The organism is Pseudomonas sp. FP2196 (assembly GCF_030687715.1).
In the GTDB taxonomy this organism is placed as follows: Bacteria; Pseudomonadota; Gammaproteobacteria; order Pseudomonadales; family Pseudomonadaceae; genus Aquipseudomonas.
Window position 1 is genome coordinate 3,043,961 of record NZ_CP117445.1, and the last position, 12,732, is coordinate 3,056,692.

15 protein-coding genes are annotated in these 12,732 nt (G+C 57.2%); 14 read left to right on the forward strand and 1 reads right to left on the reverse strand.

Features of this window, described 5'->3' with window-relative positions:
* Genes PSH79_RS13655 through PSH79_RS13665 form a run of 3 tightly spaced genes read left to right on the forward strand, consistent with a single transcriptional unit; the run spans nt 1 to nt 1,927 of the window.
* Nucleotides 1-843: a class III extradiol ring-cleavage dioxygenase gene (locus PSH79_RS13655; protein ID WP_305443702.1), complete on the forward strand. Its 843-nt coding sequence runs from the start codon at nt 1-3 to the stop codon at nt 841-843.
* Nucleotides 836-1,507: an alpha/beta hydrolase gene (locus tag PSH79_RS13660; protein WP_123449861.1), complete on the forward strand. Its 672-nt coding sequence runs from the start codon at nt 836-838 to the stop codon at nt 1,505-1,507. Before PSH79_RS13655 ends, PSH79_RS13660 begins: the two co-directional genes overlap by 8 nt.
* An 18-nt stretch (nt 1,508-1,525) precedes the next feature.
* The gene (locus PSH79_RS13665; RefSeq protein ID WP_305443706.1) at nt 1,526-1,927 is read left to right on the forward strand and encodes a DoxX family protein; all 402 of its coding nucleotides are present in this window, start codon (nt 1,526-1,528) and stop codon (nt 1,925-1,927) included.
* Nucleotides 1,928-2,008: 81 nt separating this feature from the next.
* On the opposite strand, the gene PSH79_RS13670 is transcribed toward PSH79_RS13665, so the two are convergent.
* A complete protein-coding gene (locus tag PSH79_RS13670; RefSeq protein WP_305443708.1) occupies nt 2,009-2,890 on the reverse strand; it encodes a LysR family transcriptional regulator in 882 nt (293 codons plus the stop codon).
* Between the two features lie 164 nt (nt 2,891-3,054).
* Between PSH79_RS13670 and PSH79_RS13675 the strand changes: the two genes are divergently transcribed.
* The 11 genes from PSH79_RS13675 (at nt 3,055) to PSH79_RS13725 (ending at nt 12,727) form a co-directional block, all read left to right on the forward strand.
* Nucleotides 3,055-4,062 (forward strand): LLM class oxidoreductase, encoded by a 1,008-nt coding sequence (locus PSH79_RS13675; protein ID WP_305443709.1) that lies wholly within the window; start codon nt 3,055-3,057, stop codon nt 4,060-4,062.
* A complete protein-coding gene (locus PSH79_RS13680) occupies nt 4,059-4,859 on the forward strand; it encodes a sugar phosphate isomerase/epimerase (protein WP_305443710.1) in 801 nt (266 codons plus the stop codon). The genes PSH79_RS13675 and PSH79_RS13680 overlap by 4 nt, the downstream gene beginning before the upstream one ends.
* 16 nt (nt 4,860-4,875) lie before the next feature.
* Nucleotides 4,876-5,682, forward strand: coding sequence for a sugar phosphate isomerase/epimerase (locus tag PSH79_RS13685; RefSeq protein ID WP_305443712.1), 807 nt, complete (start codon nt 4,876-4,878; stop codon nt 5,680-5,682).
* Nucleotides 5,683-5,724: 42 nt separating this feature from the next.
* Complete coding sequence (locus tag PSH79_RS13690) at nt 5,725-6,708, forward strand: LLM class flavin-dependent oxidoreductase (protein ID WP_305443714.1); 984 nt, start codon at nt 5,725-5,727, stop codon at nt 6,706-6,708.
* A gap of 79 nt (nt 6,709-6,787) precedes the next feature.
* Entirely contained in the window at nt 6,788-7,162 is a 375-nt protein-coding gene (locus PSH79_RS13695) for a helix-turn-helix transcriptional regulator (RefSeq protein WP_305443716.1), read from the forward strand.
* 327 nt (nt 7,163-7,489) lie between these two features.
* A complete protein-coding gene (locus tag PSH79_RS13700) occupies nt 7,490-8,599 on the forward strand; it encodes an S-(hydroxymethyl)glutathione dehydrogenase/class III alcohol dehydrogenase (protein WP_007910335.1) in 1,110 nt (369 codons plus the stop codon).
* A gap of 65 nt (nt 8,600-8,664) precedes the next feature.
* The gene (gfa, locus tag PSH79_RS13705; protein ID WP_305443718.1) at nt 8,665-9,243 is read left to right on the forward strand and encodes an S-(hydroxymethyl)glutathione synthase; all 579 of its coding nucleotides are present in this window, start codon (nt 8,665-8,667) and stop codon (nt 9,241-9,243) included.
* A 252-nt stretch (nt 9,244-9,495) separates the two neighbouring features.
* On the forward strand, nt 9,496-10,188 hold the full coding sequence (locus PSH79_RS13710) for a 3-oxoacid CoA-transferase subunit A (protein ID WP_305443720.1): 693 nt from the start codon (nt 9,496-9,498) through the stop codon (nt 10,186-10,188).
* 8 nt (nt 10,189-10,196) lie between these two features.
* On the forward strand, nt 10,197-10,838 hold the full coding sequence (locus PSH79_RS13715; RefSeq protein WP_305443722.1) for a 3-oxoacid CoA-transferase subunit B: 642 nt from the start codon (nt 10,197-10,199) through the stop codon (nt 10,836-10,838).
* Nucleotides 10,839-10,989: 151 nt separating this feature from the next.
* Nucleotides 10,990-11,418: a MarR family winged helix-turn-helix transcriptional regulator gene (locus PSH79_RS13720; protein WP_305443724.1), complete on the forward strand. Its 429-nt coding sequence runs from the start codon at nt 10,990-10,992 to the stop codon at nt 11,416-11,418.
* 52 nt (nt 11,419-11,470) lie between these two features.
* The gene (locus PSH79_RS13725) at nt 11,471-12,727 is read left to right on the forward strand and encodes a M20 family metallopeptidase (protein ID WP_305443726.1); all 1,257 of its coding nucleotides are present in this window, start codon (nt 11,471-11,473) and stop codon (nt 12,725-12,727) included.
* Nucleotides 12,728-12,732 lie beyond the last annotated feature (5 nt).

A 12,732-nucleotide genomic window follows, 5' to 3' on the forward strand; every position in this document is an offset into this window, starting at 1 on the left:
ATGAACACCTCGTTCCCCCTGCTGTTTGTGTCTCATGGTGCTCCGCTGTTTGCCATCGAGCCCGGTCTGGCTGGTCCGCGTCTAGCCGAGCTCGGTCGCGAACTGCCGCGACCTGATGCCATTGTCATCCTGTCTCCGCACTGGATGACCCGTGGTGAAGTCAATGTCACGGCGAGCACCGCCCCGCAAACCATTCACGACTTCGGTGGTTTCCCCGACGAGTTGTACCAGTTGCGCTATCCGGCACCGGGTGCCCCGATCCTGGCTGCCCACATCGTCAAACTGCTGCAGGCATCAGGCTGGACCTCACGACTCGATCACCAGCGCGGGCTGGACCATGGGGCGTGGGTGCCGCTGATGTACTTGGCGCCCGATGCCGACATTCCCGTGGTTCAGGTGTCGATGCCCGCGCGGCTTGATACCCATCAGGCCTGGAAACTCGGTGAAGCGCTTAAACCACTGCGTGACATGAACGTACTGATCGTAGCGTCCGGCAGCCTGACTCATAACTTGTATGAGTTTCGCGGAGCTACCCGCGAGGGTGCGGATTACGTGAAGGCGTTCGCGGCCTGGACCGCGCAAACACTGCGTGCCGGGCAAACCGATCAACTCTTGGATTACCGGCAACAGGCGCCCTCTGCCGAGCGCGCTCACCCGACGGACGAGCACTTTTTGCCGTTACTGATCGCTCTGGGTGCCGCCGGCGAACGTTATGACACCCGCGTGCTGGAAGGCGGCGTGTCCTACGGCGTGCTGGCGATGGACAGTTACCTGTTTTCCTCGAAAAACGAAGATGGATCTGAATCCACTCCTCTCAATCAAGGCGTTACCAACCATGCGTGATACGACTTTTTCCGAAGCGGCCCGCGAGCCGCAATCGGGCCTCTTTTTCCGCAAGGGCTGCAGCATTGCAGCGCCCAAGGGCCGACTGATTCTGCTGCATGGCGTGGGTTCTAATGAAGCCAACCTTGCGTCTATGGCTCAATCGCTACCCGAAGGTCTGGAAGTGATTTTGCTGCGTGCTCCCCTCCAGGTCGGCCCTCAAGGCTTTGCCTGGTATCAGGTGAACTTCACCAGTAATGGCCCTTCGTTCAACCAAGAGCAAGCGGAAGCCAGCCGGCATCTGCTGCACACCTTTATCGACGCGCTGCCCCAGTTGCCAACGGTCATCGCTGGCTTCAGTCAGGGCGGCATCATGAGCGCCAGTCTGGGCGTGACCGAGCCAGAGCTGGTGCAAGGCTTTGCGATCCTCAGCGGCCGAATGCTGCGCGAGATTGCTCCGAAGGTCGCCTCGCCTGAGCGTCTCAAGTCAGTGTCGGCATTCATCGCTCACGGTCACCACGACGGCGTATTGCCAGTGGACTGGGCAAAGGAAGCGGACGCTTGGCTGGATCGAATCGGTGTCGTCCACGAGACCCATTTCTACGAAATGGCCCACGAGATCGTCGCTGAAGAACTGGCTGACTTCTCGACATGGCTGACCCAAACGCTGTCACTGACTCATTAAACAAAAAGGAGCTACACCATGATTGACTCTCGCACCGCCCCCTACGCTGCATTTGTGATGCGCCTCGCCCTGGGCATCATGTTTATCGCTCACGGCCTGACCAAAGTGTTTGTTTTCACGCCCGCAGGTACCGCAGGCTTTTTTGAATCCATCGGTTTTCCAGGCTTTCTCGCTTATCCGGTCATGGCATTTGAAGTGATCGGCGGCTTGATGTTGGTACTAGGTGTTTATGCACGCTGGGTGGCCGCGTTGGCGGTGGTTCAGCTGTTCGTCGCCGCAACCGTCCACTTCGGCAACGGCTGGAGTTTCACCAATGCCAACGGCGGCTGGGAATACCCGATCTATTTGTCTGTGACCGCATTTGTTGTTGCACTGCTGGGTGACGGTGCCTTTGCCGCGAAGGCATCCCGCACAGCGTAACTCGCTGCGTATTACTTGAATGCCGATGCACTGGAGCAATCCAGTGCATCGGCGTTTTGCGTTGTGGTCAACGGTGGCACATCACGCCAGTCGCTCAGTCATAAAGCTGACGAACGCTTTTATTTTCGGCAGAGGGTGGCGACTCGATGGCCAAAGAATGCTGAACGTGCGGTGATCGCTCATGTAGCGATCCAGAAGCGGAACCAATCTTCCATCGGTGATGGCATCTTCGACAAAAAAATCCGGCAGGCACGCGATTCCCAATCCAGCCTCAGCCATCGCCATGAGCGGCTCTATCGCATTGGCAGTCGCCGACTGCCCGGGTTCATAGTTGTCCTGACCCTTTTTTGTTAGCAGCGGCCAAGGGTCGAGTTTGCCACTGGTTGGATACCGGTAACGCAGGCAGGAATGACCGGCCAGATCTGACGGCCGTGCAGGCGTTCCACGAGTTGCAAGGTAGTCAGGCGATGCGACGAGCCGATGACTGTAGCCATTGAGCTTGCGCATTGTCAGGCGCGAGTCCTCGACTTCACCGATACGCATCACCGCGTCAAAACCCTCCTCGATGACGTTAACCAATCGATCACTGAATTCAAGCTCCAGCTCTACGTCGGGATAGGCCTGCTGAAACGCAATCAAGTGAGGCATCAAACGCATGCCCAATTGGGGCAAGCCCAGACGCAATTTGCCCTGGGGTTTACCAGCGGCCTCGGTGATCTCCCGTTTGGCGACCTCATATTCCGCAAAAATACGGTGACAACGTTCAAGGAACACACTGCCCTCGGAGGTCAGCGTGATTGCGCGCGTGGAGCGGTGAAACAACCTGACGCCGAGTTCTTCCTCCAAGCGCGCCACGGCCTTGCTGACCGCTGACGATGACACGCCAATCCTTCGTCCAGCCTCGGTAAAGCTGCGCGTTTGCGCGGCCTGAACGAACGCGCCGAGCGCTCCAAAATGGTCCATGACGACTCCGGTCTATTTGAGCGTTTTATTCATAAAAGTTCGGAACTGCATCCTGTTTTTCTTCCACATCATACAACCTATAGTCACCGAAATTGTGATTTCACCCAAGGCCTAGCACGTAGCGAAGTCACTGCCGTCTCCGATTACAGAAGAGCCCTCGAATCATGTCCTCCCGCTATACAAGTGCGCCGGATCTGCAACAGCACCGCGGTTATGCGCGGGTTTTTCAGCCCGGCCATCTAACGTTTGGCTTCATCGCCCCCTTGGAAAGTTACCCCGACAGTCCGGGCCCGACTCTGCAAGACCATGCACAGTTGGCTCGCCGGGTCGATGAGGCCGGTTTTTCTGCCATCTGGCTTCGTGATGTACCGTTCTACGACCCGAACTTCGGTGATGTGGGGCAGATTCTTGACCCTCTGGTGTACGCCGGATTCCTTGCTGGCGTGACCCGTAATATCACCATCGGTACCGCGGGCATCGTTCTCCCTTTGCGCGATCCATTGATCGTTGCCAAACAGGCTGCGAGCATCGATCAGTTGCTAGGGGGACGATTTATCCTCGGCCTGGCCACCGGCGACCGTCCGGTGGAATACCCTGCTTTCGGGCTTGATTTCAACAATCGCGCCGAGCGTTTCCGTGATGCGCTGGCGATCATCCGCGCTGCAACCGAAACCCACTGGCCAGTGCATGCCTCTGAGTTTTATGGCCAGTTGAACGGTGATATCGACCTCATTCCCAAGCCTGTCAGCCCACGTATGCCGACCATTATTGTGGGTCAGGCCGGCCAGTCGCTGGAGTGGATTGGCGAAAACACCGACGGCATTCTCTCGTATATCTCCAATCCGATCCTGATTCCGCAAATCATCGAACGCTGGCGCACGGTTTGTGGCCAGGGGATTTACAAGCCCTACGGCTACGGCACCCTGTTTGATCTGGACCGCGACCCGAACTGTCCGCTGCAGGCGGGTCGGGTGCTGCGTGCCGGTCGCAACGCATTGATCGAGCATTGGAAGCGTCAACAGGATCAGGGCGTCGGTCACGTTGCCCTGCACTTCAAACCTCAGCGACGTCATGCCTCGGAAGTCATCGATGAGCTGGGCGAATACCTCCTCCCACACTTCCCCAGTGCATCACTTCCGGTCGAACCCTCACCCATGCAGGCCCGCTCATGAATCGCCCTCTTCATCACATGGATTTCATCTTTCAGACCGCATTGGGCACTTACCCGTTGGCAGCACAGTGCGAAATGCTCGCCGAACTCGGCTACCAAGGCATGACGATGTCTGCCTGGAGTAAAGACTTGCAGTCGATTGCCCAGGTCAAACCCACTTGGGGCCTGGACGTAGGTGCCATCTACGTGATCTATCGCCAAGGTCTGGAATCGTTTGTAACCAACATCTTCGAAACCATTGAGGGCTGCACCACGATTGAGCTGGCCCTGCATTCAGGCGACGAAGTCACCGATGCTGACCGCAGAATGCTTGAGCGTCTGCTGCCGATCTGCGAGCGTCGAGGCCTTGAGATAAATCTTTATCCCCACGCGCGCTACGGCATGCAGACAACCGCCGAAGCCGTGGCACTGTGCGAAGAGTTCAACCACCCGCTACTCAATATAGTTTTCAACGGTTATCACTGGTATGCGATGCAGGAGCAGGCTCTTGAACAGCGTCTTGATGCGGTTTGGCCCTGGCTGAAACAGGTCAATATTGCCGGCACCCGGCGCTCGCCACTGGGATGGGGCGGCCTGGCGACCATCGAACCGCTCGATGAAGGGGAAATGGACAACTTCGTGTTGTTGGGCGCCCTTGAACGTCGTGGTTTCGACGGACGCTTTGGCGTTCTGGGCTGGGAGAGTATGGGCGGTGACGTCTATGGCAACCTGCGCCGTTCGGTCACTGCGTTTCGCTCCATGGAACACCGGTTGGCGGTCCATCCCGAATGGTCCGTTCTAACCGACTCACCGCGCTGAGCCCAGGAGATAAATCATGGCTCATCGTATCCATGCACTCGATTCATTTTTCTACTCATCGATGGGCGTTTACGCCTTTCAAACGCAGTGCGAAATGTTGGCCGAACTGGGTTATGACGGCATCACTGTCGCGGCCTGGAGTGGTACACCGCTGACCGATCTCACTTTATTACCTCGTGTCAGGGAAACCCACGGCTTGCACGTCGAGGGGCTTTATCTGGTGCTACACGAGGGGCGTAACGACAATCTGATACGGCGAATCGTTGGAACGGTCGAAGGTGTCGAACTCATCGAGCTGGCGATACAAACCAGCGTCAATGGTGCTCAAGCCATTCTTGGCTTCATCGAGTCGCTGCTGCCCATTGCCGAGCAGCGTGGACTGCGAATCGCGTTGTATCCCCATCTGCATCATGTGACCCAGACCACCGAACAAGTCGTGCAGATCTGCGAACTGTTTGCTCACCCGCGCCTGGGTGCCTCGTTCAACGGTTATCACTGGTACGCCAGCCAGGAGGGAGCGCTTGAAGCACGCCTATTGGCAATGAAGCCATGGCTTATGCAAGTGGTGACGTCCGGTAGCGCGCTTTCACAACTGGGCTGGGGCGGCGTCGCCACGATGGAACCGGTCGATCGTGGCGAGATGGACAACTTCGCGTTGATCGCAGCGCTGAATCGCATTGGCTACACCGGCAGCATTGGCGTGCTCGGCTGGGATTATGGTGGTGATATCTACCTGAAACTCCAGCGATGCCTCGCAACGCTGCGCGATATTGATCGACGCCTTGAAGCCCATCCGCAATGGGCGAACTTCCCATTGAAGTAAGACCGCATTGCCTTGTGAACCCGAATTGAAATGGAGCCTGCAATGACAGCCCTCTCTGTACTGGATCTGATGATGATTGGCGAAGGCAAAACCTTCGCTGACACCCTTGATGATGCGGTTGCGCTGGCGCAACACGTGGAAGCTCACGGTTATAAACGCTACTGGATCGCCGAGCATCACGACCTGCCGGGTATCGCATCCTCGGCAACCACCCTGCTGATTCAGCATCTGGCTGCGGCAACGCGTGAGCTGCGTGTGGGCTCTGGCGGGATCATGCTGCCCAATCACTCTCCTCTCATAGTTGCGGAGCAGTTCGGAACGTTGGAAACGTTATTTGCGGGGCGTATCGATCTTGGCATTGGCAGAGCACCGGGATCTGCCGGGCCGGCAATTCGGGCACTGCGCGGTGATGCCTCCGAACGCGACTTCGCGCAAGATCTCCGACAAGTCCAGGACTATCTGGCGGACAACGGCAAACAGTCGGTGCGGGCAATCCCGGGCCAACACGACACCCCGCTCTGGCTGCTGGGCTCCAGTATCAACAGTGCTGACCTCGCGGCAAAACTGGGGCTGCCATACGCATTCGCTTCACATTTTGCCCCGCGTTTTCTCATGGAAGCGATTACCCATTACCGCAGCACGTTCCGCCCGTCAGCCGCCTTGCAGCGCCCCTATGTCATCGCGGGGGCAAATGTCTTCGCGGCCCCCTCCCGGGCCGAGGCTGACTTCATCGCGAGCTCTCACCGGCAATGGGTCTGCAATTTATACGCAGGCAAGGCGGGCCCATTACCGCGTCCGGAAGAAGGCTACATGGAACGGATATCCTCCTATGATCGACAGAACCTTGCCCAAGCCATGTCTTGCACCGCAGCGGGTGACATGGACGATGTCGGCAGTTGGCTGCGCCAGTTCATCGCTACCACCCAGGCGGATGAAGTGATCATCGATGCGAGGATTCATGACCCCGCCGCACGTTGCCGCTCCTATCAGATTGCCGCCGAATCCATTGCCGACCTGCTCGACTGATGCCAGTCTGATGTCGTCTCCACTGTCTGTGCAGGCCTCGACATGAGGCTTGCCAGCGCTATGAAATCGAGGATCAGACATGTCCAATGCTGATCAGCAAGCGATGTTCGCTACGCCGTCCCCTTCCCCTCAAATGATCCTGCACGCGATCGCACACCCGCTGAGACGAAAGATACTTGGCTGGCTGAAAGACGCGATTCGGTATTTCCCTCAGCAAGCCTACGGTCGCGAATTCGGCGTGTGCGCTGGCCAGATTGCCCTGCGTTGCGGGCTGGCACAATCGACGGTCTCCCAGCACTTGTCATTGCTCAAGAAGGCCGAATTGATCGAGGAACACAGAATAGGTCCTGTGCGTTTTTTTACGCGAAACGAGGTCACGCTTCAGCGCTTTACTCATCAACTGGCTGACCTGTTGGCCCACCCGCTGAGAGCGGCAAATCACCAGACCGATTGAGCGTCTACCTGCGTGAGCCGTCAGCGCTCAGTTGATTAGAAACAAACCGACCGTAGTCACCAAACAGAACGGGCATGTTTGTTTTTCTGATGAACGCCTAAGCTTTCCGGTAACCCGATTCCCGCGATTGACGCCCTTGTCCGGATACTCCGTTGCACTACAAATAGTGCTGATGGAGACGTTCCGGCTGCTTTCGCCCCGCTTGGCAAAAACTCATCGATGAATAGGGTCAGTAGTGGGTACTGAGCTCATGCCATCGCCTGCAAGCCTCTTCGATCCAGACCAACGCCTCGGCCTGAAAGTATTACCACTTGGAGATAAAGCTTTATGAAATCCCGTGCTGCAGTTGCATTTGAACCCGGCAAGCCGCTTCAAATTGTCGAGATCGACGTTGCGCCGCCACGCGCTGGCGAAGTGCTGATCAAGATTACCGACACCGGTGTGTGCCATACCGATGCGTTCACGCTGTCGGGCGATGATCCCGAGGGTCTGTTTCCTGTTGTGTTAGGGCACGAAGGTGCAGGCGTGGTCGTTGAGGTCGGTGAAGGCGTTACCAGCCTCAAGCCCGGTGATCATGTCATTCCACTGTATACCGCCGAATGTGGCGAGTGCCTGTTCTGCAAGTCTGGCAAAACCAACCTGTGCGTCGCCGTCCGTGAAACACAAGGCAAAGGCGTGATGCCGGATGGCACCACTCGGTTTTCCTACAATGGTCAACCGCTATACCACTACATGGGTTGCTCGACGTTCAGCGAGTACACCGTGGTGGCTGAAGTATCCGTCGCAAAGATCAATCCGCAGGCCAACCATGAGCATGTATGCCTGCTTGGCTGCGGCGTCACCACCGGCATTGGTGCAGTGCACAACACGGCCAAGGTGCAACCGGGAGACACCGTCGCGGTATTCGGACTCGGTGGTATCGGGCTCGCCGTGATTCAAGGCGCGCGTCAGGCCAAAGCCGGACGCATCATTGCCGTCGACACCAACCCTGGCAAATTTGAGCTCGCCCGGTCTTTCGGCGCCACTGACTGCATCAACCCGAAGGATCACGATAAGCCTATCCAGCAAGTCATCATCGAAGCGACCGGATGGGGTGTCGACCACTCGTTCGAATGCATCGGTAACGTGCATGTCATGCGCGCCGCGCTGGAAAGTGCACACCGTGGCTGGGGCCAATCGATCGTCATCGGTGTAGCAGGTGCCGGGCAGGAAATTTCGACCCGTCCGTTCCAGCTAGTCACCGGGCGTACCTGGAAAGGCTCCGCTTTCGGCGGCGTCAAAGGTCGTACTCAGTTGCCAAAAATGGTTGAGGACGCGATGAAAGGTGAAATCGAGCTCGCGCCTTTCGTGACGCACACCATGCCATTGGAGCGCATCAATGAAGCGTTCGACCTGATGCATGAAGGCAAGTCGATCCGCACTGTCATCAAGTACTGAAGTAAGGCTCAGGGCCGCAAGGCCCTGTCGCCTTCCCATGCTCGTTATCGATCTGGAGATACCTTGTGACCGAGATAAAACTTCATCCTTCCCTGGATAGCGGTCTATCCCCTGCCGCCACGAACTTTGCCGGAGGCACGCTGCAATGCCTGTGCCCAACCGATAAAGTCGAAATTGCCATCGATGCTCAGACACTTCATAACCACGCTTGTGGTTGCAGTAAATGCTGGAAACCGGAGGGTGCCAAATTCGCCGTGATCGCGGTCGTGCCACGGGCGAATGTCAGCGTCACCGCAAACGCGCAGAAGCTCGCTATCGTTGACGATACGGCGGTTATTCAGCGCCATGCCTGCAAGGCGTGTCATGCACACCTGTACGGACGTATCGAGAACAAGGATCACGCGTTTTATGGTCTGGACTTCGTTCATACCGAATTGTCCCCGCAAACCGGTTGGTCTGCTCCCGGGTTCGCCGCCTTCGTTTCGTCCATTATCGAGACCGGCACGCCACCCGAGGACATGAAGGCGATCCGCGCACGTCTGCAATCAATAGGTCTCGAACCTTACGACTGCTTGTCCCCTGATTTGATGGACGTACTGGCGACGCAAGTCGCGAAATTGAAAGGTACCGCCAAGTCCAACTGATACACCCGCTAAACACCCCAATAGGCATCGTCAGTCAGATGAATGATGATGCCTGTCCGGGTGTTTTTTTGCCGTGCCTTTTTACCCGTCTATCACTCACGGTTGCGTTCGCTAATCGCACGACATCGCCTCCTCGGACACCCTCCTTTACTCATTGTTTGGCACGCTACGCATATCGCTGCAGGCGCGGCCAGCCCTGCGGTTCGCATGCTGATTGGTCTGTTCAATCAAGATGAATAACAGGAGAACGCCTTGATCAACAAAACGTTTGAATCCGTCGCGGCTGCACTGGACGGAATAGCCGATGGCTCGACCATCATGGTCGGTGGTTTTGGTACCGCCGGCATGCCATCTGAGCTTGTGGATGGTGTTATCGCCTCGGGTGCCCGTGACCTGACCATCATCAGCAACAATGCCGGCAATGGTGAAATCGGTCTTGCTGCCTTACTCAAGGCTGGGCGAGTTGCCAAAGTTATCTGTTCGTTTCCGCGCCAATCCGATTCTTATGTATTCGACGAACTCTACCTTGCAGGAAAGGTACAGCTTGAAGTCGTCCCGCAGGGCAACCTGGCTGAACGCATTCGCGCGGCCGGTTCTGGAATCGGGGCGTTCTATTCGCCAACCGGCTACGGCACGTTACTGGCAGAAGGCAAGGAGACCCGGGTGATCGACGGTCGCAACTACGTGCTGGAAATGCCGTTGCGCGCCGATGTGGCATTGATCAAAGCAGAAAAAGGTGATCGCTGGGGCAACCTCACCTATCGCAAGGCCGCGCGCAATTTCGGACCGATCATGGCCATGGCGGCGACAACGGCCATCGCTCAGGTCAACCAGATCGTCGAGTTGGGCGAGCTAGACCCCGAGCACATTGTCACACCGGGGATTTTCGTTCAGCGCGTGGTCGCTGTGCCGTTCGCCCGTCTTCCGAAAGCCAACGTCAACTGAGGCCCGCCATGACTGTTATGAACAAACTCTCGCGTAGCGAAATGGCCCAGCGTGTGGCCGACGATATCCTTGAAGGCTCTTACGTGAACCTCGGCATCGGCGTGCCCACGCTGGTGGCCAATTATCTGGGTGACAAGGAAGTGTTCCTGCACAGTGAAAACGGTGTGTTGGGCATGGGTCCGAGTCCTGCGCCGGGCGAGGAAGACGATGATCTGATCAACGCTGGCAAGCAACACGTAACACTGCTCGCCGGTGGTGCCTTTTTTCATCACGCCGACTCCTTTTCGATGATGCGTGGTGGACACATCGATATTGCCGTACTGGGTGCTTTTCAGGTTTCGGTCAATGGTGATCTGGCCAACTGGCACACCGGTGCTGAGGGTTCGATTCCGGCAGTGGGCGGCGCCATGGACCTCGCGACTGGCGCACGCCAAGTGTTCGTCATGATGGAACACCTGACCAAGACGGGCGAAAGCAAATTGGTGCCGCAATGCACCTACCCGCTGACCGGCATCGGTTGCGTTACCCGGATTTATACCGACTTGGCCATTCTGGACGTTACGCCCAAAGGCTTACAGGTCAGGGAGATTCTGGCCGATATCAGCTTTGAAGATCTGCAATCGCTCAGTGGTGTGCCGCTGATCAAGTGACAGGACTTCAACCCTGCGCCGGACAGCGTTATGCACTGTCCGGCGACTGATACTCACGCTTGACCTCCACACCGCAGTATCCAGCCACTGAAAATATAGTTGAATAATTCAACTATATCTCTATACTTCAGCCATACGACTGGAGCCCGCCATGTATTCCGACTTTCTGAATTTCAAGCTTGATATGGCCAGCGCCCTGCTGATGGAACGGGCGAATGCCGTCTACCTTCAGCACTGGGATCTGGATGTCCGTGGTTTGCGGGTTCTGCGCTTGATTCAGGCGTGCCCTGATATCACCCCAAAGGAGGTGTCAGCACGGGCCTTGCTGGAAAAGACGCTGCTCTCCAAGACTTTGGCACTGCTCGAATCGCGTGATCTCATATCGCGCTCCCCTCACCCGGTCGACCGCCGCAGTGTTGGTTTGCGTACCACTGCCGCGGGTTCGCAGATCGCTGACGACTCCACTGTCGTCGGCTCCGAACTTGAAGATCAACTGGTGTCTGCGCTCTCGCCCAAAGAGCGCGCGGCACTGGATAGTCTGCTTTCAAAACTGATGGAAAGCCTGCTTCCGCCTTCCTGACACCGCCTCTCTCCCCTCTTTTTGCTGCCCTCTTTTACATAAGGAGTACCCCATGTCGTCCCTGAAAAAGTTGATTCCGGATCTTGATGCCTTATTGCCTGAACTGGAGGACGTCTACAAGGACTTGCACCGTCATCCCGAACTCTCGATGTACGAGTATCGCACCGCGAAAATCGCCGCCGACTACCTGGAGCGTTATGGGTACGAGGTGACGCGCGAAATCGGCGTGACCGGTGTTGTCGGTGTGTTGCGTAACGGTGACGGTCCGGTGGTCATGCTGCGCGCTGACATGGACGCATTGCCTATGGCCGAGGCTACAGGCCTGCCCTATGCGAGCGATGTGGTCACCCGCGACGAAGACGGCGTAGAGGTTTCCGTCTGCCATTCTTGCGGGCACGACATGCATGTCACCTGGCTGATGGGAGTGGCTCGGGTTCTGTCCGAGAATCGCAGCACTTGGAGCGGGACGCTTTTGGCTGTTTTCCAGCCGGGCGAAGAAGTGGGTGTCGGCGCTCAAAACATGATTGACGACGGCATGCTCGATCTCTTCCCCAAGCCGGACATCATTCTGGGTCAGCATGTCATGGTGGGGGCAGCCGGCACTGTGGGTCACCGCAGCGGCACCATCCTTTCGGCCGGTGACAGCCTGAAAATCAAGATGTTCGGGCGCGGAGCTCATGGCTCTCAGCCGCAAACGTCGGTTGATCCGGTGATCATGGCGGCATCCACGGTGCTGCGCCTGCAGACCATTGTGTCGAGAGAAATTTCCCCGCTCGATCAGGCCGTGCTGACGGTTGGCTCGCTGCAAGCGGGCACCAAGGAAAACATCATCCCGGACAACGCCACGTTGAAACTCAACATGCGCACTTACGACGAAGACGTACGCGAGCACATGCTGGGCGCGATCAAACGCATTTGCTGCGCTGAATGCTCGGCCTCCAATGCGCCGCGCGATCCCGAGATCACCACCATCAACCGCTATCCGTTGACGGTCAATGATGCGCACGCTTCGAGCCGATTGGCGGATGCGTTTGGCGCCTGGTTTGGCGACAGAGCGTATGAAACGGCACCGGCCGCTGCGAGTGAGGATTTCAGTGTATTCGGCCGTGCGTGGAAGGTGCCCTACGTGTTCTGGTTCGTGGGTTGCACAGACCCGCAGATCTACGAACAGGCCAAAGCCACGGGAAACATCAACAGCATCCCGAGCAATCACTCGCCGCAGTTCGCGCCTTTGCTGCACCCGACATTGCGCACTGGGCTCGAATCGATGCTTTGCGCAGCATTCGCCTGGTTCGGCAACGCTGAGTAGCTAAG